17 protein-coding genes are annotated in these 22,638 nt (G+C 73.0%); 7 read left to right on the forward strand and 10 right to left on the reverse strand.

The features are described 5' to 3' along the window. Nucleotides 1-19: 19 nt before the first annotated feature. From ACGFYY_RS01345 to ACGFYY_RS01360, 4 genes are read right to left on the reverse strand one after another with little or no spacing between them, the layout of a single operon-like run. Nucleotides 20-652, reverse strand: coding sequence for an ATP/GTP-binding protein (locus ACGFYY_RS01345; protein WP_393706525.1), 633 nt, complete (start codon nt 650-652; stop codon nt 20-22). After that, a complete protein-coding gene (locus ACGFYY_RS01350) occupies nt 633-1,022 on the reverse strand; it encodes a DUF742 domain-containing protein (protein ID WP_365272603.1) in 390 nt (129 codons plus the stop codon). The genes ACGFYY_RS01345 and ACGFYY_RS01350 overlap by 20 nt, the downstream gene beginning before the upstream one ends. After that, the gene (locus ACGFYY_RS01355; RefSeq protein ID WP_365272601.1) at nt 1,019-1,504 is read right to left on the reverse strand and encodes a roadblock/LC7 domain-containing protein; all 486 of its coding nucleotides are present in this window, start codon (nt 1,502-1,504) and stop codon (nt 1,019-1,021) included. Before ACGFYY_RS01355 ends, ACGFYY_RS01350 begins: the two co-directional genes overlap by 4 nt. Next, nucleotides 1,501-4,533, reverse strand: a complete 3,033-nt coding sequence (locus ACGFYY_RS01360; RefSeq protein ID WP_393706526.1) for a nitrate- and nitrite sensing domain-containing protein — start codon at nt 4,531-4,533, stop codon at nt 1,501-1,503. Before ACGFYY_RS01360 ends, ACGFYY_RS01355 begins: the two co-directional genes overlap by 4 nt. 398 nt (nt 4,534-4,931) lie before the next feature. Between ACGFYY_RS01360 and ACGFYY_RS01365 the strand changes: the two genes are divergently transcribed. Continuing rightward, nucleotides 4,932-5,705: a protein phosphatase 2C domain-containing protein gene (locus tag ACGFYY_RS01365; RefSeq protein ID WP_393706527.1), complete on the forward strand. Its 774-nt coding sequence runs from the start codon at nt 4,932-4,934 to the stop codon at nt 5,703-5,705. Between the two features lie 32 nt (nt 5,706-5,737). On the opposite strand, the gene ACGFYY_RS01370 is transcribed toward ACGFYY_RS01365, so the two are convergent. Beyond that, complete coding sequence (locus ACGFYY_RS01370; protein ID WP_033218751.1) at nt 5,738-6,178, reverse strand: MarR family winged helix-turn-helix transcriptional regulator; 441 nt, start codon at nt 6,176-6,178, stop codon at nt 5,738-5,740. A 117-nt stretch (nt 6,179-6,295) separates the two neighbouring features. Beyond that, entirely contained in the window at nt 6,296-8,701 is a 2,406-nt protein-coding gene (gene lon, locus ACGFYY_RS01375; RefSeq protein WP_393706528.1) for an endopeptidase La, read from the reverse strand. 162 nt (nt 8,702-8,863) lie between these two features. Between lon and ACGFYY_RS01380 the strand changes: the two genes are divergently transcribed. After that, the gene (locus ACGFYY_RS01380) at nt 8,864-9,448 is read left to right on the forward strand and encodes a hypothetical protein (protein ID WP_393706529.1); all 585 of its coding nucleotides are present in this window, start codon (nt 8,864-8,866) and stop codon (nt 9,446-9,448) included. 79 nt (nt 9,449-9,527) lie between these two features. On the opposite strand, the gene ACGFYY_RS01385 is transcribed toward ACGFYY_RS01380, so the two are convergent. The 3 genes from ACGFYY_RS01385 to ACGFYY_RS01395 form a co-directional block, all read right to left on the reverse strand. After that, nucleotides 9,528-10,292 carry a DUF4097 domain-containing protein gene (locus ACGFYY_RS01385; RefSeq protein WP_393706530.1) on the reverse strand — a complete coding sequence of 255 codons (765 nt, stop codon included), beginning with the start codon at nt 10,290-10,292 and terminating at the stop codon, nt 9,528-9,530. 92 nt (nt 10,293-10,384) lie between these two features. Further along, nucleotides 10,385-11,266 carry a sulfurtransferase gene (locus ACGFYY_RS01390; protein WP_393706531.1) on the reverse strand — a complete coding sequence of 294 codons (882 nt, stop codon included), beginning with the start codon at nt 11,264-11,266 and terminating at the stop codon, nt 10,385-10,387. Nucleotides 11,267-11,663: 397 nt separating this feature from the next. After that, nucleotides 11,664-12,959 carry a hypothetical protein gene (locus tag ACGFYY_RS01395; protein WP_393706532.1) on the reverse strand — a complete coding sequence of 432 codons (1,296 nt, stop codon included), beginning with the start codon at nt 12,957-12,959 and terminating at the stop codon, nt 11,664-11,666. Nucleotides 12,960-13,107: 148 nt separating this feature from the next. On the opposite strand from ACGFYY_RS01395, the gene ACGFYY_RS01400 reads away from it, so the two are divergent. Continuing rightward, on the forward strand, nt 13,108-13,707 hold the full coding sequence (locus ACGFYY_RS01400) for a hypothetical protein (protein WP_393706533.1): 600 nt from the start codon (nt 13,108-13,110) through the stop codon (nt 13,705-13,707). Here the strand turns inward: ACGFYY_RS01400 and ACGFYY_RS01405 are convergent. Then, complete coding sequence (locus ACGFYY_RS01405) at nt 13,704-14,351, reverse strand: TetR/AcrR family transcriptional regulator (protein ID WP_393706534.1); 648 nt, start codon at nt 14,349-14,351, stop codon at nt 13,704-13,706. The genes ACGFYY_RS01400 and ACGFYY_RS01405 overlap by 4 nt on opposite strands. A 153-nt stretch (nt 14,352-14,504) precedes the next feature. Between ACGFYY_RS01405 and ACGFYY_RS01410 the strand changes: the two genes are divergently transcribed. The 4 genes from ACGFYY_RS01410 (at nt 14,505) to ACGFYY_RS01425 (ending at nt 22,452) form a co-directional block, all read left to right on the forward strand. Beyond that, nucleotides 14,505-16,262, forward strand: coding sequence for a glycoside hydrolase family 3 N-terminal domain-containing protein (locus ACGFYY_RS01410; RefSeq protein ID WP_393706535.1), 1,758 nt, complete (start codon nt 14,505-14,507; stop codon nt 16,260-16,262). 223 nt (nt 16,263-16,485) lie between these two features. Further along, complete coding sequence (locus ACGFYY_RS01415; RefSeq protein WP_030730938.1) at nt 16,486-17,226, forward strand: response regulator transcription factor; 741 nt, start codon at nt 16,486-16,488, stop codon at nt 17,224-17,226. Then, nucleotides 17,223-18,314, forward strand: coding sequence for a HAMP domain-containing sensor histidine kinase (locus ACGFYY_RS01420; RefSeq protein ID WP_365272571.1), 1,092 nt, complete (start codon nt 17,223-17,225; stop codon nt 18,312-18,314). The genes ACGFYY_RS01415 and ACGFYY_RS01420 overlap by 4 nt, the downstream gene beginning before the upstream one ends. A 271-nt stretch (nt 18,315-18,585) precedes the next feature. Beyond that, nucleotides 18,586-22,452 carry a multifunctional oxoglutarate decarboxylase/oxoglutarate dehydrogenase thiamine pyrophosphate-binding subunit/dihydrolipoyllysine-residue succinyltransferase subunit gene (locus tag ACGFYY_RS01425; protein WP_393706536.1) on the forward strand — a complete coding sequence of 1,289 codons (3,867 nt, stop codon included), beginning with the start codon at nt 18,586-18,588 and terminating at the stop codon, nt 22,450-22,452. Nucleotides 22,453-22,638 lie beyond the last annotated feature (186 nt).

The raw sequence follows: 22,638 nt of genomic DNA on the forward strand, positions 1-22,638 counted from the left end.
CGCTCTCTGTTCGGGGGCTCTATTCGGGAGTGGTGTCGAGGGCGTGGCCCACCAGGGCGAGCAGTGATTCGACCACCGTGTCGCGGCGCCGCGCGTCCATGATCACGACGGGTACGTGGGGCGGGACGCTGAGCGCCTCGCGTACGTCGTCGGGTTCGTACGACTGCGAGCCGTCGAAGTGGTTGACGGCGACGGCGTACGGGAGCCCGCAGGTCTCGAAGTAGTCGAGGGCCGGGAAGCAGTCGCGCAGCCGGCGGGTGTCGGCCAGGACCAGCCCGCCGATGGCGCCGCGCACCAGGTCGTCCCACATGAACCAGAACCGCTCCTGGCCGGGGGTCCCGTACACGTAGAGGACGAGGTCGTCGTCGAGGGTGACGCGGCCGAAGTCCATGGCGACGGTGGTGGTGCTCTTGTCGGGGGTGCCGGACAGGTCGTCGGTCGGGACACTGGCCTGGGTCATCACCGCTTCGGTGCGCAGCGGGGTGATCTCGGAGACGGAGGAGACGAAGGTCGTCTTGCCGACGCCGAAGCCGCCCGCGACCAGCACCTTGACGGCGACGGGCGCGCGGGAGCGGTCGTACTGCCAGGGCTGGGCCGGCTCGTCGTCCGACCGCGGCAGGGACACCGGGGTGTCAGAGACGGCGAAGACCACTGAGCACCCTTTCCAGCAGCGCGCGTTCGGGACGGCCGCTGCCGTGGCCCGTTCCGTAGACGCGGATCCGGCCCTGGTCGGCGAGGTCGCTGACCAGGACGCGGACGACGCCGAGCGGGAGCTTCAGCAGGGCGGCTATCTCGGCGATCGTCCGCATGCGGCGGCAGACCTCGACGATGGCGGGCATCTCGGGCATGCGGTCGGGCTTCTGCGGCTCCGAGACCTTGGTGTCCAGGGTGGCGACGAACGTCTCGACGTGCAGGACCTGGGTGAAGCGGGTGCGACCGCCCGTGAGGGAGTACGGGCGGACGCGGGCGGGGCGGCGGTCGGCGCCGCGTATCGGCAGCCGGTCGGAGGCCGTACTCCTCACGGGGTGTTCTCCATCGACTGGCGCAGTTCACTGCGGACTTCGGGGGTCAGGACGTGGCCGGCCCGGCCGACGAACAGGGCCATGTGGTAGGCGACGACGCTCATGTCGCAGTCGGGGGTGGCGTGCACGCCCAACAGTGAGCCGTCGCTGATGGCCATGACGAAGACGGAGCCGTGCTCCATCGCGACCATGGTCTGCTTGACCGCGCCGGTCTCCATGAGCGCGGCGGCGCCCGTGGTGAGGCTGCCGAGGCCGGAGACGATGGTGGCCAGGTCGGCGGAGGCGCCGCGCGGGCCCCGGGGGCGCGGCCGGTCGGCCGGTTCGGCCGTGCCCGCTCCCGGGTCGGAGGACAGGAGCAGCAGCCCGTCCGAGGAGACGACGGCGACGGAGTTGACGCCGGGCACCTCCTCGACCAGGTCGGTCAGCAGCCACTGCAGGTTGCGGGCCTGGGTGCTCAGTCCGTACGTACTGGGCGCGGTCATGTGCGTGCCTCCTGTGCGGTGTCCCCCCGGTCGGTCTTGCTCTGGCCCGGCCGCTGAGTCCGCCCTTGGTCGAGGGCCTCGTCGAGCGCCTGGTCAGGGGCTCGGTCGGGCCCCTGCTCCTGGGCGAGTTCGGCGGCGACGACGCGCCGTCCGTCCTGGGCTCCCTGGTAGAAGCCTCCGAGTCGGCGCCGCAACTCCTCGGCGTCGACCTTGCGTGGCGGCTCGGGCGGTCCGTCGGCACGGGCCGCGCTCTTGGCGGGGACGGTGCGCGGGGTCCGCTTGGGCAGGCCCTTGTCGGTGACGGCGCCTTCGCCTTCGGCCCGGTCGGCCGGGTGGCTGCCCTGGCGGGGGAGCCAGTTGCCCTCGGCCGGGGCGTGGGTGTGCGGCTCCGTCTCCCGTTCGGCTTCCGGTACGTCGGCCACGGGTGCGGCGGTGTGCGCCGCGGTCGGGATCTCCTCGGCGGGGTCCGCCACGCCGGGGGCGGCCGGCTGCGCGTCGGGGACGACCCGCGCGAGCAGCTGCTCCTCGGGGGTGGGCTCGGCGGCGCGGGGCGCGGCGACGAACACCTCCTCGGCGGGCGGCAGTCCGGCGGTGGCGGGCGCGGGTTCCGCCTCGGCGGGCGCCGGTTCCGGGTCCGGCTGCGCCGGGGCTTCGGCGACGACGGCGGGGCCGGCCAGTGCTTCGGCCAGGGTGATCGGGACCGCCGCGACGGCGGGCCCGGGCTCCGGCTCGGGCTCCGGCTGCTGCTCGACGACAGGCTCCGGCTCCCGCTCCGGCTCGACCGCGGCCGGCACGACCGGTTCCTCGGCGACGACCTCGGCGACGACCTCGGGGGCAGCCGCGACCGCGGCCTCGGCCGGCGCGGCCGCTTCCACGGCCGCGTCCTCGTCCGGGTCCGGAGCGGCATGCGCCCCGCGCCGTCGCGTCGGCAGGGTGTTCTCGTTCGCCTCCGCTATCACTCCCGGCAGCCGCAGCGCGGGCCCGCCCGGCATGGCCAGGGTGTGCACCGGGGAGACCACCGGGGTCGTGGGCAGCAGCGCCGCCGGGACGACCACCAGGGCCTCGGTCCCGCCGTGCTTCGGGGTGCGCAGCTCGGCGGTGACCCCGTGCCGGGCAGCGAGCCGCCCGGCCACGTACAGGCCGAGGCCGAGGCCGTGTTCCGCCTCGGTCTCCTCGTCGTAGGCATCGGGCGTGGACAGTCGGGCGTTCAGTGCTTCGAGGCGGTCCTCGGTGACGCCGATGCCCTCGTCCACGACGGACAGCACCACGTCACCGGAGCCCTGCAGCCAGCCGGACACCTTCACCTTGACCTCGGGCGGGGAGAACGTGGTCGCGTTCTCCAGCAGCTCGGCCAGCACGTGCGAGACGTCGTCGGCGGCGTGTCCGGCGATCTGGGTGTACGAGGGCAGCGCGGCGAGGTCGACGCGCTCGTAGCGCTCGATCTCGCTGACGGCGGCCCGCATCACGTCGACCAGCGGCACCGGCAGGCCCTGCCCGTGGCCGTGTTCCTGCCCGGCGAGGACCAGCAGGTTCTCGTTGTGGCGGCGCATCACGGTCGCCAGGTGGTCCAGCTTGAAGAGGGTGGCCAGCCGGTCCGGGTCCTGCTCCTTGGACTCCAGCTCCTCGATGACCGCGAGCTGGCGCTCCACCAGGCCCAGGGTCCGCAGCGACAGCGACACGGAGGTCGTCGACATGATGCGCCGGTGCTCCTCCAGCCCCGCCCGCAGCTTCGTCAGCTCCTCCTCCAGCACGTCCCGGCCGGCGGCGAGGGCCTCGCTACGGCCGATGATCCGGCGCCGGTCGGCGTCGAGCCCGGCGATCCGGGTGTGCAGGGAGACCGTCTGGTCGCGCACCGCGTTCAGGTGACGCACGACCTCGGCGAACTCGTCGTTGCGGCCCGTGAACCGCACCGGTTCCACCGAGCCCTCCGGCGTGGCCAGCCGCTCCGCGCCGCGGCGCAGGACCGACAGCGGGCGGGTCAGCGACCGCGCCACGGCGGTCGAGACGCCGACGGCGAACAGGAACAGCAGGCCCAGCAGGGCGATCACGATTTCGAGCCGGGTCACGTCGTCGTCCCGCAGCGCGGCCAGGGCGGAGGCCCGTTCGCTCGCGAGGGTGGCTTCCACGGTGCGCATCCGGTCGATGCGGGCGGTCAGCGCGGTCCCGACGGTCGCCCCGTCGGCCTTGCGGTCGGTGGGCGTCAGGGTGGGCCGGTCGGTGAGCCGCTTGAGGAAGTCGTCGGCCGTCTTGACCTCGGGGCCGGTGACGGTGGCGGCCAGGGTCTGGCGTACGTCGGGCCGCGCGGCCCGGGCGAAGTCGTCGAGGGCGGCCTGCTCCCGTACGCGCGCTCGCTGGGCGGCGGTGGTGAGTTCGTCGACCACGGCGGAGTTGGGGGACTGATCGCCGCGGGGGACGGCCAGGGCGGCGAGCAGCAGTCCGCGGGTGGCGGAGGCCTGTTCCACGGCCTGGCCCAGCGGGGCCAGCGGACGCGTGGTGGTCAGGGCGGCCTCGGCGCGCGGCGGGGTGAGCTCGGCGAGCCGGCGGCCCGGGGCGAGGAGTTCCGCGATGACTCCGGCGTAGGCCTGCTCGGCGGCGAGGGCACTGCCCTTGCCGTCGACGGCCTCGGCGCGGACGGTCCGTACGCGGGCGAGGGCCTGGGCAGTCGCCTCGTCGGCCTCGGCCTGGACCTCGGCGAGCTGCCGGTCGGTCCCGGCGACGCGCTCCTGGACGGGTCCCTTGGCGGCGCCGGGCCGGCCCTTGGCGGCGTACTCGACGACCGCGTCGCGCTCGTCACCGAGGAGGTGCGCGAGGGTGAGGGTCTGCCGGGTCGAGTCCGCGAGGGTGACCAGGCGCTGGGAGTCGTTCAGTTCCCTCGACGCGGAGACGACGGCGGGCGCGCCTGCCGCGAGGACGGTGAGGCCGGCGACGGCTACGCCGACGACCAGCCTGCGGCGCACGCGGACACGGCGTCCTGCGGGGGCCGGGCCGTCGGCGGCGGTGCCGTTCTTCCGAGACCGCTTCTTCTGCACCGGTGCTCGCAATCCTGTACGTGTGCTCTTGCTCGTCTACTCGTGTGGCCGAGGTAACGGCCGGTCAACAAGTAAACGCCCCCTGCCCCCTCGTACCGCCTCAGACCTTTGCAGCGTGCTGGGGAGAGAGCCGCACATCACCCAACCGGCCACCCGAACGAGTGAACATCACGGATGAGTTGCCGACCAACTCGGGCACCCTGTGCCGGCGCGCCTCCATGGACAGGTGGTTGAAAGATCGATACGGGCTTTGGCAGGATGCCCGCCCACACGACCGCCCGGGTGCCCCGGCCCTCGCCGACCGCCCCGGACGGTCGGTGTGCGGCACCGCGCCGGGCGCGCCCGATTTGGTACGGACCTACCGGTGTCCGCTGCCTCCCGCGCGGCAGAATGCGGGTATGCGCATCGACCTCTCGTCGGCCCCCGGCCACCAGGAACGCCCCAACGAGGACTGGGTGTCGGCCGCGATCCCCGCTGCGGGCGGCGGCGTCGTGGTGGTCCTGGACGGGGTCACGCCGCCGCGCGGCGACGACGGGTGCGTGCACGGAGTGCCCTGGTTCGTAGCGCGTCTCGGCGGCCGACTGACCGAACTGTCCGGATCGCGGCGGGACATGCCGCTCGATCAGGTTCTGGCCGAGTCCGTCCGCGCCACGGCCGACACCCACCGCGACACCTGTGACCTTTCTCACGTACGGACCCCGCAGGCGACGGTCGTCATGCTCCGCTGGGACGCGGAGGACGTGGAGCACCTCGTCCTCTCGGACTCCGTACTGCTCCTGCAGGCGCCCGGCGGCGAGGTGACGGCCGTGCTCGACGACCGGCTGGACCGGATCCCGCGGGAGGTGTTGGGCTCGGTGGCCGCCACGGACGCCCTGCGCAACGCGGAGGGCGGCTTCTTCACCGCGGCCGCCGACCCGGCGGTGGCGGCCCGGGCTCTGACCGGGCGCACCCCGCGCGGGCGCGTGCGGGCGGTGGCCGCGCTCACGGACGGGGCGAGCCGGTGGACGGACACCTTCGGGCAGGGCGACTGGGCCGACTGCCTGGCGGTGCTGCGGAAGGAGGGGGCGCAGGGCCTGATCGGCCGGGTGCGCGCCGTCGAGTCCGATCCGGCCCGCCCGCCGGGCCGGTACAAGCGGCACGACGACGCGTCGGCGGTCTACGCGGAGCTCTGAGCGGGCCCACCCGAGTTCCGCGGCGAAGCGCCCTACTCCCCGCCCGCGTTCAGCTGGTTCAGCAGCCGGGCCAGTTCCGCGACCTCGCCGCGGTCCCAGTCGGCGAGCTTGCGCATGTACTGCTCGCGCCGCGCCCCCCGGACCCGCAGGAACCGTTCCCGGCCCTCCTCGGTGAGGCCGACCAGGGAGGCCCGGCCGTCGGCGGGGTCCGGCTCGCGGGCCACCAGGCCGAGCACCTCCAGGGCCCGCAGCTGTCGGCTCATGGTGGCCTTGCCGACCCCGAAGTAGGCGGCGAGTTCGGTGGCCCGCTGCCGTCCGGCCGCTTCCAGGCGTACGAGGAGCCCGTACGCGGCCGGCTCCAGTTCGGGGTGGAGCTCGCGGGCCATCTCCCCCGAGGAGGCGCGGGCCCGTCGGAGGAAGACGGACAGCTCCCGCTCCAGGGCAAGGAACTCCTGGTCTTCACTCCCGTGCACGTCCCGCTCCTTCGATGATGTCCGGCACCCCGGTGGGTGCGGGGGCCAGTATTTCGCAGCGGGTGTGCCGACGGCCCGGTACCCCGCCGGAGCGGGCCACCGGGCCGTGTGCGTGCGTCAGGCGGCCGCGACGACCGGGGCCTCCGCCCGCGCCAGGGCCAGTTCCAGTACCTGGCGCACGTCCGTCACCGGGTGCACCTCCAGCGTCTCCAGCACCTCCGCCGGGACGTCGTCCAGGTCGGCCTCGTTGCGCTTGGGGATGATGACGGTGGTCAGTCCGGCCCGGTGCGCGGCGAGCAGCTTCTGCTTCACCCCGCCGATGGGCAGGACGCGTCCGGTCAGCGAGACCTCGCCGGTCATGGCCACGTCGGTGCGCACCTGCCGACCGGAGAGCAGCGAGGCGAGGGCGGTGGTCATGGTGATGCCCGCGCTCGGGCCGTCCTTGGGCACGGCGCCCGCCGGGAAGTGGATGTGCACGCCCCGGTCCTTCAGGTCGGCGACCGGGAGCTCCAGTTCCGCGCCGTGGGAGCGCAGGAAGCTCAGGGCGATCTGCGCCGATTCCTTCATGACGTCGCCGAGCTGGCCGGTGAGGGTGAGCCCGGCCGCGCCCGTCTCCGGGTCGGCCAGCGAGGCCTCCACGAACAGCACGTCGCCGCCCGCGCCGGTCACGGCCAGGCCGGTGGCGACGCCGGGGACGGCGGTGCGCCGCTCGGCGGGGTCCTGGGCGGACTCCGGTACGTGGTGGGGGCGCCCGATCAGGGCCCGCAGGTCGTCGGCGCCGATGTTCAGGGGCAGTTCCCGCTCCCCCAGCTCGTGCTGGGAGGCGACCTTGCGCAGCAGGCGGGCGAGGGAGCGCTCCAGGGTGCGGACGCCCGCCTCGCGGGTGTACTCCCCGGCGAGCTTGCGCAGGGCGTCCTCCTCCAGGACCACCTCGTCGGAGCCCAGCCCCGCGCGCTCCAGCTGGCGCGGAAGCAGGTGGTCGCGGGCGATGACGACCTTCTCGTCCTCGGTGTACCCGTCGAGCCGGACGAGCTCCATGCGGTCGGCCAGGGCCTCGGGGATGGCTTCGAGGACGTTGGCGGTGGCCAGGAAGACGACGTCGCTGAGGTCCAGTTCCACCTCCAGGTAGTGGTCGCGGAAGGTGTGGTTCTGCGCCGGGTCGAGGACCTCCAGCAGGGCGGCGGCCGGGTCGCCCCGGAAGTCGGAGCCCACCTTGTCGATCTCGTCGAGGAGCACCACCGGGTTCATCGACCCGGCCTCCTTGATCGCCCGGACGATCCGGCCGGGGAGGGCGCCGACGTAGGTCCGGCGGTGGCCGCGGATCTCGGCCTCGTCGCGGACGCCGCCGAGGGCGACCCGGACGAACTTGCGGCCCATGGCGTGCGCCACGCTTTCCCCGAGCGAGGTCTTTCCGACGCCGGGCGGGCCGACGAGGGCCAGTACGGCGCCGCCGCGGCGGCCGCCGATGACGCCCATGCCGCGCTCGCCGCGCCGCTTGCGGACGGCGAGGTACTCGGTGATGCGGTCCTTCACGTCGCCGAGGCCCGCGTGTTCGGCGTCGAGGACGGCCCGGGCGCCCCGGATGTCGTACTCGTCCTCGGTGCGCTCGTTCCAGGGCAGTTCCAGCACGGTGTCCAGCCAGGTCCGGATCCAGGATCCCTCAGGGCTCTGGTCGCTGGACCGTTCCAGCTTCTCGACCTCCTTGAGGGCGGCCTCCCGCACCTTCTCGGGGAGGTCGGCGGCCTCGACGCGGGCGCGGTAGTCGTCGGACTCCTCGCCGTCCTGCTCGCCGTTGAGCTCGCGCAGTTCCTTGCGTACGGCCTCCAGCTGTCGCCGGAGCAGGAACTCGCGCTGCTGCTTGTCGACGCCGTCCTGGACGTCCTTGGCGATGGACTCGGCGACGTCCTGCTCGGCGAGGTGGTCGCTGAGCGCCTTGACGGCGAGCTTGAGGCGGGCGACCGGGTCGGCGGTCTCCAGCAGTTCGACCTTCTGCTCGACCGTCAGGAAGGGCGAGTAGCCGGAGTTGTCGGCGAGCGCGGACACGCCTTCGATCTGCTGGACCCGGTCCACGACCTGCCAGGCGCCGCGCTTCTTGAGCCAGCTGGTGGCGAGCGCCTTGTACTCCTTGACGAGTTCGGTGACCGCCCCGGGCAGCGGATCGGGCAGCGCCTCGTCGACGGTCTCGCCCTCGACCCAGAGCGCGGCCCCGGGGCCGGTGGTCCCGGCCCCGATGCGGACCCGGCCGAGGCCGCGGATGAGCGCTCCGGGGTCCCCGCCGGAGAGTCGGCCGACCTGTTCGACGGTGCCGAGCACTCCGGTGCCGGCGTACGTGCCGTCGATGCGCGGCACGAGCAGGACCCGGGGCTTGCCGCTGCCGCTCTTGCCGGCGGCGGCCTGCGCGGCCTCCACGGCGGCGCGTACCTCGGCGTCGGACAGGTCGAGCGGTACGACCATTCCGGGCAGCACGACCTCGTCGTCGAGCGGCAGCACGGGCAGGGTGAGTGTGACGGACGTCGAAGCCATGATCTTCCCTCCGGCAGTGAAGTTGAGCTATGCCGACTCAATGCATGTGCGCCTCCCGATGTTCCCCACGCCCCGTTCGCCCGGGGCGAACGCGTCCGGGAAGACGTCGCGAACGACGCCGAGCGTCCGGAGCGGCGGCCTTCCTCGCTACGGTTCCGACTCGTGACCGATGCCACCCACCGCACCGCCGCGGACGACGCACTGCTGGAGAAGCTGCACGCACGCGCCTGGGGCGAGGGAGGCACGATCCCCTCCCGCGGCGGCGGCCTCCCCGACACGCCCTTCCCGCCTGTGACGTTCGCCGAGGTCGAGCACGCGGAGCAGAAGCTCGGCCATCGACTGCCCGGGTTGCTCCGACGCGTCTACACCGAGATCGGGGACGGAGGATTCGGTCCGGACGGCGGCCTCGCCTCACTGATACCGCGCGGCGTTCCGCACGGGCACGTGCAGGAGTGGCCCTGTGCGACCGCCGTCCATGACCGGCGGCCCGGATGGGGCCCGCCGGCCTCGTGGTTCTTCCTGACGGGCGGCGGCTGCAGCATGGAGTGGTACGTCTCCCTGCGAGCGGTCGACAGTCCGGTGCTGCTGTGGGACGCCGACGGCTGGATTCCCGAACAGGGCCAGAGCCCGCACGACGGCCTGCGCTACGCGGCACCGTCCCTGCGTGGATGGCTGTGGACCTGGGCGGACGGAGGGGACGTGTGGGACGAGGCGTTGATACAGATCGCGAGGGACGTCAGCACGTGATCATGACGCGTCCGGCGGTCCCCACGGGCCGGGGGAAGCGCGGCGTGGTCCGCACGGAACGCCCTCCTTCCGGGTCGCGTCAGAGTGCCGACAGGTGGATGTCGCCCGAGGTGGTCTTCACCGAGATGTGGGAGGGGGCGGAGGCGTCGTCGGGAAGGGTGATGTCGCGGTCGCCGGAGTCGGTGGAGACCTTGGTCCGGTACGGACCCTGGGGGGCCTTCAGGGTGACGTCGCCCGAGGAGGTCGCGACGAGCACCGACGACGGGGCCTTCGCGAAGTCCAGTCGTGCGTCGCCCGAGGTGGAGCGGGCCTCGGCGCTCGGGCCGGACAGCCCGGTGGCGGTGATCTCGCCCGAGGAGGTGCGGACCTTCAGCGGGCCGCCGATCCGCTCGGCCGTGACGTCGCCGGAGTCGGCCTCCATCGCCGCCCCCGCCACACCCGTCACCGTGATGTCGCCGCTGGAGCTCTCCAGGTCCACCGTGGCCGTGGCCGGGACCTCCAGCCGGTAGTCGACGCGGCATTCCTCCGCGCAGCTCTTGCTGAAGGTCAGGACGCCGCCGGTGACCTGCTGACCGGTCTCCGGGACGGTGTCCCCGCGGTAGCGGACGACGCGGCGGATCGTGGCCCCGGGGCCGGTCCCGGGGGTGACCTCGATCGAGCCGGAGCGGACCCCCGTCAGCTTCACCGCCGTGACCGCCTCGGTGACCGTGGCATCGGCGGTCGCCGTCTTGTAGGCGCCGTCCACGATGCTGCCCGAGAAGGAGCACCCGGCCAGGAGGAGGCCGGCGCCGAGGGCGAGGATCGCGGTGCGGGCCGTGCGGGCGGAGGCGGTGTGAGTGGTCATGGCCCGAGTCTGGCCCGGGAGCCTGCCCGGGCCGATGGTGCACGTACCCGGACCTCAGGTGGGGCTAACCCCCCGTCCCCCGCTCCCCCGCGCTACAGGTCGGTGGTCACGGGGAGTTCCGAGGGCAGGCCCCACTCGCTCCAGGAGCCGTCGTACACCGCGATCTCCTCGTACCCGGCGAGTTCGGCGCCGAGGGCCAGGACGCACGCGGTCACCCCGGAGCCGCAGCTGAGAAGGAGCCGTTCCCGTTCCCCCGTCAGGGCCCGGAAGGTCGCGCGCAGTTCCCCGGCGGGCCGCATCAGCCCGTCCCGGTCCTGGAGTTCGGCGAAGGGCAGGTTGACCGCGCCGGGCATGTGGCCGCCGCGCAGGCCCGGTCGGGGTTCGGGGGCGGTGCCGGCGAAGCGTTCGCGGGTGCGGGCGTCGAGGACGGCCGCCGCAGGGTCGGTCAGGGCCCGAGCGACGGTGACGCTGTCGACCAGCAGCCCGGCCCGGGGCCGGACGGTGAAGGAGCCACGCGGGCCCCCGTACGCGGGGGCGGTGGCTTCGACGGGCAGTCCGGCGGCGGTCCAGGCGGGCAGTCCCCCGTCGAGGACGGCGGCCCGGTCGAAGCCCATGGCGCGCAGCATCCACCAGGCGCGGGCGCTGGAGTAGATGCCGGCGCCGTCGTAGACCACGACGGTGTCCGAGTCCTCGACGCCGAGGGCGCGCATGGCCTCGGTGAATTCCGGCGCCCCGGGCATGGTGTGCGGGGCGGGCGCGGTGTGGTCGGACAGGTCCCCGTCGAGGTCGAAGGGGCGGGCGCCCGGGATCCGGTGGGCGGTGGCGCGGTGGGCGCCGACGGAGGCGTCGAAGAGGACCAGGCCGGGCGCGCCCAGCCGGCGGGCGAGCCAGTCGCCCCCGACGAGCGGTCCGGGCAGGTCCTCGGGCAAGGCTTCGTTCAGGGCTTCGAACGGCGTGTTCTGGGGTGTGGTCATGCGGGACGGCACCTCCGACTGGACGACACGGGTCGCCCCATCCTCCGCCGCGCCGCGCCCCGGCCCGCGGGGCGGGGTGGACCGGAACGCGTCGGGGACAGGCCTGCCGGCCCGAGCCGCGCACCGGCGAACGGGTGCGGCACCCGCTCCGGCCTCCGCATCCGGCCTCCGCATCCGGCCCGGCGCGCGCAGGTCCGCACAGCAGCCGTCCTGGCCCCCGACCGACGGGCCGGGCTCGCCCCGGCCGGCCCGAGGCCAGGGCCGCCCCCGGACCCACGGACCGGTGCGACACCGGGACCGCTGAGGGCCTGTGCCGCACCCGGGGCGGCGGGGGCCGTCGGCGCAGGTGGGCGCGGGGCTGTGCAGCGTTCGGGGCCGGGGGTCGGCCTCGGCGGGGTCAGTCGCAGCCGCCCGGGCGGGCGTAGACCGCCACCCGGGCGCCGCGCACCTCGGTCGTCGCGCACAGGTCGAAGCCGGCGGCCAGCTCCGCCCGCTTGACCACCTCCCGCGGGTACGGGTCCAGCGGCTGGCCCGCCGGGTCCAGCAGGGCGATCACCCGGGGCGAGGCCAGGAGCGCCGCGCGGATCCGGTCCGGGGGCAGTTCGGTGCCCTGGAGGCTGTGCGAGGCCGCCGGGGTGCGGTCCAGGGCCACGTCGCGCAGCTCCCCGTACAGCTCGGGCGAGGACAGCAGCCACTCGCGCCGGCGCGAGGGCATGAACACCACCGCGTCCCCGGGCCGGGCCCGGTCCCGGACCGCGGCGGCCACCGCGAGCACGTCGTCCTTGCGGCTCTCCGGCGTACGCAGCCACACCGACCAGAAGCCGAAGGGCACCAGCAGCGCGACCACCGGCAGCCACGGCCACCACCCGCGGGCCCGCGCGAGGCGGGCCCCGGTCAGCAGGGCGAGCCCGGCCAGCGCGTAGATCACGTACCGGTCGACGTACCAGGGGTTGACCAGTGAGATCACCATCAGCACCCCGGGCGGCAGCAGGACGAGCGGGAGCGCCACCCGTACGAGGTCGTCCGGAGCCCCCCGCGCGAGCAGCAGGGCCGCGGCGCCCACCACCCCGTACGCCACCCAGTCCTGCCAGCTGGGTCGGCCGAGCCAGCCCAGCTGCTGCTCGGCCTGCCGGGCGCTCACCACGGCCAGCGGCAACAGCAGGGCCGCCACGACGGCGGCGGCGCGCCGCCAGCCGGGCGAGCGCCACGCGGTGCAGGCGTGGGCGAGCAGGGCCAGCGCGGCGAACTCGTGCAGCCAGCAGCCGAGCAGCAGCACCACCGTGTAGGCCGGCCACCGCTCGCACAGCATCAGGTACGTCGCCCACGCCACGGCGGCGGCGACCAGGGCGTACGAGCGCCCCTCCTGGGCGTACATCTGCACGGGCGGTAGTACGGCGTACACACAGCCCGCGAGCAGTGCGGCCCGCTCCCCCGCGAGCCGGTGGGCGACGGCGGCCACCCCGGCCGCGGCGAGGGCGGTGGCGGCGACGGAGGGCAGGCGCAGTGCCCACAGGCCGCCCTCCCACACCTGGTACAGCCCGTGCATGAGCAGGTAGTGCAGGCCGTGGACGGCGTCGACCCGGCCCAGCAGCTCCACGATCTGGCCGAGCGGCCGGTGGGCCACCTGCCAGGTGACGGACTCGTCGCGCCACATGCTGCCGCCCCGCTCCAGGCCCCACAGGCCGAGGAGCACGGACAGCAGCGGCGGGATCAGGCGCCAGGGGGCGATCCGGCTGATGTCGGCCTCCGCGTGCGGTCGGGACGGGTGTTCGAAACGGGTGTCGGAACGAGGGTGCGGACTCCATACTCGGGGTTGGAGCCGAGTCCCCGCGGAGGTGGGTGTGCACGCGTTACGAGCGGCCGCGGTGGCGGTGCTGAGCACGGTGCTCCTGGTGGGCTGCGGGCCCTCGGCGCCCGGAGGCGGAGACGACGCGCCCCCGAAGGCCTCCACGGCGCCGGGCACGAGCGCGTCCGCGGACCCCGGCCCGAGCACGAGCCCCGGCACCAGACCGGGAACCAGCCCCGGTGCGAGCACGGGCGCCACGGCCGACCCGCATACGAGCCCCACGGCCGGCCGGGTCCCCGCCCCCGGCGAGACCCTGGTGCGGGTCACCCGGACCGGGGGCATCGCCGGGCGGACCCACACGCTCGTCGTCAAGGGCGACGGCTCCTGGACCCAGCTGGACGTGAAGGCGCGGCCGACGGGCACCGGAAAGCTGTCCGCGGCGGAGCTCACGGCCCTGCGTACCGCCCTGCGGGAGGCCGGCTTCGCCCGGCTGCCCCGGTTCGTGACGGGCGGCCCCACGATCTTCGACGGGTACTTCTACGCCTTCGTGCACGACGGCCACGAGGTGGCGGGTGCCCAGGAGTCCTTGCCGGAGGGCCTGACGAAGGTACTGGCCGCGCTGCCGCCCTTCACCGGCGGTGAGGACGCCCCCTAACGCGTGGCCGTGATGTCCCGCAGCAGCCGGTCCAGGAATCCGCGGAGCCGGGCCGGCATGTCCACGCTGTCGGGCGTCAGCACCCACTGGATCTGCAGGCCGTCCATGACGGCGAGGATCTCCCGGCCGACCGCCTCGCAGTCGGTGTCGGGGCGCAGTTCACCACGTGCGACGCCCGCCTCCAGCAGGTCGACGGTGTAGCCGAGCACCCGGGCGTAGCGCCGGCTGAAGTAGGCGTGTGCCGGGTGCTCCGGGTTGCCGGACTCGCCGACCAGGGTGTTGAACATCCGGACGATGCCCGGCCGCCGTTCGTTGTCGGCGGCGAGGTCCACGACGGTGGCGAAGTGGGCGGCGACGGACTCGGCGGGCTCGCTGAAGAGCCGCTCCACGTCGTGCCGTTCGCTCTGCGCGAGGACCGACAGCAGCAGGTCCTCCTTGCCGCGGAAGTGGTGCAGCAGTCCGCCCTGGGTGATCCCGCAGTCGGCGGCGATCCGGGTGAGCGAGGACGCGTTGAAGCCCCACTGGGCGAAGTGCTCGACGGCGGTGTCGAGGATCTTCTGCCGGCGGGCGTCGCCGACCGCGTAGGTCCCGCGGGCCGCGCCCTTCGACGCCTTGCCCCGCGTCCGCCCCGTGTCCTGTGCCATGCCGACACCTTAGGCCGAGGCCCTGCGGCGGCCTTTTCGAGCCACCCGACGCGTGTGACCCGGCTCACTTTTCAAAAACCTAGCAGGTACAAGGTTTTCAGTTCTACCGTGGCCGTGCCGATCCGCCCGGTCACGTGCTCCAGGAGCCCCGCCATGAACGCGACGCCCGATTACCGAGACGCTGCGCTGCCCGTCGGCCGCCGCGTGGAGGACCTGCTCTCCCGGATGACCCTGGAGGAGAAGGCCGGTCAGCTCTTCCACTCGATGCTGATGATGAACGCGGACGGCACGCCGGTCACCGAGACCGACGGCTCGATGCTCCCCTTCACCACGCCCGAGCTGATCGAGGACCGCTTCCTGACCCACTTCAACCTGCTCGGCACCTACGGGCCCCGCGAGATGGCCCGCTGGCAGAACGCCGTCCAGGAGATGGCCGCGGCCACCCGGCTCGGCATCCCGGTCACCCTCTCCACCGACCCGCGCCACACCTTCACCGACAACGTCGGCGCCTCCTTCAACTCCGGCGCCTTCTCCGCCTGGCCGGAGGCACTGGGCCTGGCCGCGATCGGCGATCCCGAGCTGGTCCGCCGCTTCGCCGACACCGTCCGCCGCGAGTACCTCGCCGTCGGCTTCCGCGTCGCCCTGCACCCGCAGATCGACCTGGCCAGCGAGCCCCGCTGGGCCCGCCAGTCCGGCACCTTCGGCTCCGACGCCCGGCTGACCGGCGAGCTGGTGGCGGCGTACGTACGCGGCCTGCAGGGGGCGACGCCGGGGCCCGGGTCGGTGTCGGCGATGGTCAAGCACTTCCCCGGCGGCGGCCCGCAGAAGGACGGCGAGGACCCGCACTTCGCGCACGGCAAGGAACAGGTCTATCCGGGCGGCATGCGCGAGCACCACCTGGAGCCGTTCAGGGCGGCGATCGCCGCCGGGTGCGCGCAGATGATGCCGTACTACGGGCAGCCGATGGGCACCGACTGGGAGGAGGTCGGTTTCGGCTTCAACAAGGGCGTGGTCACCGGTCTGCTCCGGGAGGAGCTCGGCTTCGAGGGCATCGTCTGCAGCGACTGGGGGCTGCTGAACGACGCGACGATCTTCGGGCAGGTGCATCCGGCGCGCGCCTGGGGCCTGGAGCACCTGGGCGTGGCCGAGCGGGCGGCCCGCGCCCTGGAGGCCGGCTGCGACCAGTTCGGCGGCGAGCAGTGCCCCGAGGTGGTGGTGGAGCTGGTCCGCTCGGGCCGCGTCGCCGAGTCCCGGATCGACGACTCGGTACGCCGCCTGCTGCGGGAGAAGTTCACGCTCGGCCTGTTCGAGGACCCGTACGTGGACCCGGACGCGGCGGCCGAGATCGTCGGCCGGTCCGACTTCACGGCCCTGGGAGCCGCGGCCCAGCGCCGCTCCCTCACCGTCCTGACCAACCCGGACGGCCTGCTCCCGCTCGCCGCGGGGCCGAAGCTGTACGTGCGGAACGTGGACGCGGCCGTGGCCGCCCGGTACGGCGAGGTCGTCGCCGACCCGGCCGACGCGGATCTGGCCGTCCTGCGGCTGCGGACCCCGTACAAGCCGCGCGAGAACATCTTCGAGTCGTACTTCCACTCGGGTTCGCTGGCGTTCCCCGAACTTGAGCTGGCGGAGATCCTGGCCCTCCTGGACCGGGTCCCGACGCTGGTCTGCATCAACCTGGAGCGGGCCGCCGTCATCCCGGAGATCGCCGAGCGCGCGGCGGCCCTGATCGCCGACTACGGGGCGGGTGACGCCGCCCTGCTGGACGTGGCCTTCGGCCGCGCCACCCCCGAGGGTCGGCTCCCCTTCGAGCTCCCGCGCTCGATGAAGGCCGTCGAGGCGTCCCGTCCGGATGTGCCGAACGACACGCTCGACCCGGTCTTCCCGCACGGTCACGGGCTGACCCTGTAGGTGCCTGCGGGCACCCCCCGAACGCCCCTCGGAGGGCAGCAACGGCGAGGCACCTGACCGGTCTCGCCCGCCGGGTGCCGGTTCCGTGGGGGGACCGGCACCCGGTACATCACATTCCGTTTACTGTGGTCAAGCACATATGCCATGTCCGAACCCCACGTAGCCGCAGGCCGACGCCTCCTCTACGCTGCACCCCATTCACGCGGGATCTTCAGGGGCGGACATGGAACAGACACACACCACCCATCAGGGCGCCGCGGCGACACCCGGCGCCCAGCGGCGTGTGCTGGTCGTCGAGGACGACCACACCATCGCCGAGGCCATCGCGGCCCGCCTGCGCGCCGAGGGCTTCCAGGTGCAGACCGCCGGCGACGGCCCCTCGGCCGTCACGGCGGCCGAGAGCTGGCTGCCCGAGCTGCTGGTCCTCGACATCATGCTGCCCGGCTTCGACGGCCTGGAGGTCTGCCGCCGGGTCCAGGCCCAGCGGCCCGTACCGGTCCTCATGCTCACCGCGCGCGACGACGAGACCGACCTGCTGGTCGGGCTCGGGGTCGGCGCGGACGACTACATGACGAAGCCCTTCTCGATGCGCGAGCTGGCCGCCCGGGTCCACGTGCTGCTACGGCGCGTGGAGCGGGCCACCATGGCCGCGCACACCCCGCGCGGGGCCACCCTGCGGCTGGGCGATCTGGAGATCGACCACGCGCAGCGTCGGGTCCGCGTGCACACCGAGGACGTGCACCTGACCCCGACCGAGTTCGACCTGCTGGTGTGCCTGGCCGGCACCCCGCGGGCGGTGCTCTCCCGCGAGCAGCTGCTGGCCGAGGTGTGGGACTGGGCCGACGCGTCCGGGACCCGTACCGTCGACAGCCACATCAAGGCCCTGCGCCGGAAGATCGGCGCGGAGCGGATCCGTACGGTCCACGGCGTCGGGTACGCCCTGGAGACCCCGGCCCAGACATGAGCGGCCCGCCGAACCGGTTGCGGCCGCGGCACCGGCCTCCGGCGGGGCTGCGGCCCTTCTCGCCCTTCTCGATCAAGACCAAGCTGGGCACGCTCGTGGTGGTGTCGGTCTTCATCACGACGGGTCTGCTGCTGGTGGCCCTGCGCACCGACACCGAGCTGCGCTTCATCACGGTCTTCTCGGTGATCGCCTCGATGCTGATCACCCAGTTCGTGGCGCACAGCCTGACGGCGCCGCTGGACGAGATGACGAGGGTGGCCCGGGCCATATCCCACGGCGACTTCACCCGGCGGGTACGCGGGGCGGGTCGCCGCGACGAGCTCGGTGACCTGGCCGCCACCATCAACCTGATGGCGGACGACCTGGAGGCCGTGGACCGGCACCGCAAGGAGCTCGTCGCCAATGTCTCGCACGAGCTGCGCACGCCGATCGCGGCGCTGCGGGCGGTGCTGGAGAACGTGGTGGACGGGGTCTCGGCCGCCGATCCGGAGACCATGCGCACGATGCTGAAGCAGACCGAGCGGCTCGGCGGGCTCGTGGAGACCCTGCTGGACCTGTCCCGGGTGGACAACGGCGTGGTCCCGCTGCGCGCCCGCCGCTTCGAGGTCTGGCCGTACCTGTCGGGCGTGCTGAAGGAATCGCGGCTGGCGGCCGCCGGCCGGCCCGGGCTGCTCTCCGGTTCGGGCGGGCACACCCGCAACGACGTGCACCTGCACCTGGACGTCTTCCCGCCCGAGCTGTGGGCGCACGCGGACGCGGAACGCCTGCACCAGGTGGTGGCAAATTTGATCGACAACGCGGTCAAGCACAGCCCTCCGCACGGCCGGGTCACGGTCCGCGCCCGGACCGGCGAGGCACCCGGAAGTCTGGTGCTGGAGGTACGGGACGAGGGGCCCGGCATCCCCGAGGCGGAGCGCCACCGCGTCTTCGAGCGGTTCAACCGGGGCAGCGCGCGCGGCGGCGACGGAGGCACCGGACTGGGCCTGGCGATCGCCCGCTGGGCCGTGGAGCTGCACGGGGGCCGGATCGGAGTGGCCGAATCGTCACGCGGCTGCCGCATCCTCGTCACGCTTCCGGGCAGCTCATAGGTGTCGTGTTGACGTAGGGTTCGAGTGGGAAGGACATGATCTCGGCCACACGTACCCGGGGTCCGTCAGGGGTGCGAAGCCAAGGGGGCCGCAACCTCGGTGCCCCCTACCCGAACCAGGCTCGTTTCCCGCCATTCCACGTGCCGAAACCCGCCGTTCGATGTGACCTGCGCGACGTAAGTCCCGCCCGGCCTGCATGCAGCGCCCGAGGAGGCGTAGCCTTTATTCCCGCTGTCCATACCTTGTGAAGCGGAAGAGGGCGGTTGCCGCCGTGTCGCCACAGTCCCCCAGTAACTCGAGCACCACGACCGAAGCAGCAGAGGGCGGGAAGAACCCTGCCTCAGGCTTCGGCGCGAATGAGTGGCTCGTCGACGAGATCTATCAGCAGTACCTCCAGGACCCGAATTCGGTCGACCGGGCCTGGTGGGACTTCTTCGCCGACTACAAGCCGGGGGGCGCTGTCGCTCCGGTGAAGTCGGACGGTCCCGAGAAGCCCGCGACGACGGACGGCGCCTCCGCACAGGCCGCCACCACCGTCCCCGCGGCGCCGCAGGTCACCGACGCCGCCGCCACGGGGGCGGCGCGCGCCGCGGCCCCTGCCCCGACGGCCGCGCCCACGCCTGTGTCAGCTCCTGCCCCTGCTCCTGCCACCCCCTCTGGTGCCCCTGCTGTGACTGTCACCTCCCAGGCCCCGGCCGCCGCACCGGCCGCGCCCGCCCCTTCCGCCGTAGCCCCCCAGAAGGCCGCGCCCGCCACCGAGGGCCCCGCGGGCCCCGAGCTGGTGACGCTCCGCGGCCCGGCGGCGGCCGTCGCCAAGAACATGAACGCCTCCCTCGACGTGCCGACGGCCACCTCCGTCCGCGCCGTCCCGGTGAAGCTGCTGTTCGACAACCGCATCGTCATCAACAACCACCTCAAGCGCGCCCGGGGCGGGAAGATCTCCTTCACGCACCTGATCGGCTACGCGATGGTGCAGGCGATCAAGGCCATGCCGTCGATGAACTACTCCTTCGCGGAGAAGGACGGCAAGCCGACCCTGGTCAAGCCCGACCACGTGAACTTCGGCCTCGCCATCGACCTGGTGAAGCCCAACGGTGACCGCCAGCTCGTCGTCGCCGGCATCAAGAAGGCCGAGACCCTCAACTTCTTCGAGTTCTGGCAGGCCTACGAGGACATCGTCCGCCGCGCCCGCGTCGGCAAGCTGACGATGGACGACTTCACCGGCGTGACGTGCTCCCTCACCAACCCCGGCGGCCTGGGCACCGTGCACTCCGTGCCCCGCCTGATGCCCGGACAGTCGGTCATCATGGGCGTCGGCTCCATGGACTACCCCGCCGAGTTCCAGGGCACCTCGCAGGACACCCTGAACAAGCTGGGCATCTCCAAGGTCATGACCCTGACCTCGACCTACGACCACCGGGTCATCCAGGGCGCGGCCTCCGGCGAGTTCCTGCGCATCGTCGCGAACCTGCTGCTCGGCGAGAACGGCTTCTACGACGCCGTCTTCGAGTCGCTGCGCATCCCGTACGAGCCCGTCCGCTGGAACCGGGACATCGACGCCTCGCACGACGACGACGTCACGAAGGCCGCCCGCGTCTTCGAGCTGATCCACTCCTACCGGGTCCGCGGCCACGTCATGGCCGACACCGACCCGCTGGAGTACAAGCAGCGCAAGCACCCCGACCTCGACATCACCGAGCACGGCCTCACCCTGTGGGACCTGGAGCGCGAGTTCGCGGTCGGCGGCTTCTCCGGCAAGTCGATGATGAAGCTCCGCGACATCCTCGGCGTCCTGCGCGACTCGTACTGCCGCACCACCGGCGTCGAGTTCATGCACATCCAGGACCCGAAGCAGCGCCGCTGGATCCAGGACCGCATCGAGCGCCCGCACTCCAAGCCGGAGCGCGAGGAGCAGCTGCGCATCCTGCGCCGGCTGAACGCGGCGGAGGCCTTCGAGACCTTCCTGCAGACGAAGTACGTCGGCCAGAAGCGCTTCTCCCTGGAGGGCGGCGAGTCCGTCATCCCGCTGCTCGACGCCGTCATCGACTCGGCCGCCGAGGCCCGCCTCGAAGAGGTCGTCATCGGCATGGCCCACCGCGGCCGCCTGAACGTCCTGGCGAACATCGTCGGCAAGTCGTACGCGCAGATCTTCCGCGAGTTCGAGGGGAACCTCGACCCGAAGTCCATGCACGGCTCCGGCGACGTCAAGTACCACCTGGGCGCCGAGGGCACCTTCACGGGCCTGGACGGCGAGCAGATCAAGGTCTCGCTCGTCGCGAACCCCTCGCACCTGGAGGCGGTGGACCCGGTCCTGGAGGGTGTCGCCCGCGCCAAGCAGGACGTCATCAACAAGGGCGGCACGGACTTCACCGTCCTTCCGCTGGCCCTGCACGGCGACGCGGCCTTCGCGGGCCAGGGTGTCGTCGCCGAGACGCTGAACATGTCGCAGCTGCGCGGCTACCGCACCGGTGGCACCGTGCACGTGGTCATCAACAACCAGGTCGGCTTCACCGCCGCCCCGGAGTCCTCGCGTTCCTCGATGTACGCGACCGACGTGGCCCGCATGATCGAGGCGCCGATCTTCCACGTGAACGGCGACGACCCGGAGGCCGTGGTCCGCGTCGCGCGGCTCGCCTTCGAGTTCCGCCAGGCGTTCAACAAGGACGTGGTCATCGACCTCATCTGCTACCGCCGCCGTGGCCACAACGAGTCCGACAACCCGGCCTTCACGCAGCCGCTGATGTACGACCTGATCGACAAGAAGCGCTCGGTGCGCAAGCTGTACACCGAGTCCCTCATCGGTCGCGGCGACATCACGCTGGAAGAGGCGGAGCAGGCGCTCCAGGACTTCCAGGGCCAGCTGGAGAAGGTCTTCGCGGAGGTCCGCGAGGCCGCCACGCAGCCCGCCGCCGCGACGCCGTCCCCGACCCCGCAGCCCGACTTCCCGGTCGCCGTGAACACCGCGATCTCCCAGGACGTCGTGAAGCGGATCGCCGAGTCCCAGGTCACCATCCCCGAGGGCGTCACCGTCCACCCGCGTCTGCTGCCGCAGCTGCAGCGCCGCGCGGCGATGATCGACGAGGGCACCATCGACTGGGGCATGGGCGAGACCCTCGCCTTCGGCTCGCTGCTGATGGAGGGCACCCCGGTCCGGCTGTCCGGCCAGGACTCCCGCCGCGGCACCTTCGGCCAGCGTCACGCGGTCCTCATCGACCGGGAGACGGGCGAGGACTACACCCCGCTGCTCTACCTGTCGGACGACCAGGCCCGCTACAACGTCTACGACTCGCTGCTCTCCGAGTACGCGGCCATGGGCTTCGAGTACGGCTACTCGCTGGCCCGCCCGGACGCGCTGGTCCTCTGGGAGGCCCAGTTCGGTGACTTCGTCAACGGCGCGCAGACCGTCGTCGACGAGTTCATCTCCTCGGCCGAGCAGAAGTGGGGCCAGACCTCCGGCGTCACGCTGCTCCTCCCGCACGGCTACGAGGGCCAGGGCCCGGACCACTCGTCCGCGCGTCCCGAGCGCTTCCTCCAGATGTGCGCGCAGGACAACATGACGGTGGCCATGCCCACCCTGCCGTCGAACTACTTCCACCTGCTGCGCTGGCAGGTCCACAACCCGCACCACAAGCCGCTCATCGTCTTCACCCCGAAGTCGATGCTGCGTCTGAAGGCGGCGGCGTCGAAGGCGGAGGAGTTCACGACCGGAGCGTTCCGTCCGGTCATCGGTGACAGCACGGTGGACGCGAACGCGGTCCGCAAGGTCGTCTTCTGCGCCGGCAAGGTCTACTACGACCTGGAGGCCGAGCGCGAGAAGCGCGGCATCACGGACACCGCGATCATCCGCATCGAGCGGCTGTACCCGCTGGCGGGCGCGGAACTCCAGGCCGAGATCGCCAAGTTCCCGAACGCGGCGAAGTACATCTGGGCCCAGGAGGAGCCGGCGAACCAGGGTGCGTGGCCGTTCATCGCCCTGAACCTGATCGACCACCTCGACCTGGCGGTCGGCGCGGACGTCCCGGCGGGCGAGCGCCTGCGCCGCATCTCGCGGCCGCACGGCTCCTCGCCGGCGGTGGGCTCCGCGAAGCGCCACCAGGCGGAGCAGCAGCTCCTGCTGAACGAGGTCTTCGAGGCGTAGCCCGCCCCGATCCCAGCGGTAGCGGAAGGCCCGGCCCCCCACGGGGGCCGGGCCTTCCGGCGTAGCGGGCCCGGCTTCCGGGTCGGCGCCTCCCCTCGGCCCGCCCCGCACTTCTGCTCCGTTCCGTCAAGCCACGTCCTTCCGGGACATGACCGGGACCGGCACCGGCACCTCTACTGGAGACGT

It is taken from the genome of Streptomyces sp. NPDC048331, from assembly GCF_043201215.1.
Taxonomy (GTDB): Bacteria; Actinomycetota; Actinomycetes; order Streptomycetales; family Streptomycetaceae; genus Streptomyces.

Excerpts from the sequence above, each read along its gene's own strand:
- ACGFYY_RS01390 (WP_393706531.1), bottom strand. The coding sequence starts at position 11,266 with ATGACCACACCCCAGAACACGCCGTTCGAAGCCCTGAACGAAGCCTTG.
- ACGFYY_RS01410 (WP_393706535.1), top strand. The coding sequence starts at position 14,505 with ATGAACGCGACGCCCGATTACCGAGACGCTGCGCTGCCCGTCGGCCGC.
- ACGFYY_RS01420 (WP_365272571.1), top strand. The coding sequence starts at position 17,223 with ATGAGCGGCCCGCCGAACCGGTTGCGGCCGCGGCACCGGCCTCCGGCG.
- ACGFYY_RS01385 (WP_393706530.1), bottom strand. The coding sequence starts at position 10,292 with ATGACCACTCACACCGCCTCCGCCCGCACGGCCCGCACCGCGATCCTC.
- ACGFYY_RS01415 (WP_030730938.1), top strand. The coding sequence starts at position 16,486 with ATGGAACAGACACACACCACCCATCAGGGCGCCGCGGCGACACCCGGC.
- ACGFYY_RS01365 (WP_393706527.1), top strand. The coding sequence starts at position 4,932 with ATGCGCATCGACCTCTCGTCGGCCCCCGGCCACCAGGAACGCCCCAAC.
- lon (WP_393706528.1), bottom strand. The coding sequence starts at position 8,701 with ATGGCTTCGACGTCCGTCACACTCACCCTGCCCGTGCTGCCGCTCGAC.
- ACGFYY_RS01405 (WP_393706534.1), bottom strand. The coding sequence starts at position 14,351 with ATGGCACAGGACACGGGGCGGACGCGGGGCAAGGCGTCGAAGGGCGCG.
- ACGFYY_RS01355 (WP_365272601.1), bottom strand. The coding sequence starts at position 1,504 with ATGACCGCGCCCAGTACGTACGGACTGAGCACCCAGGCCCGCAACCTG.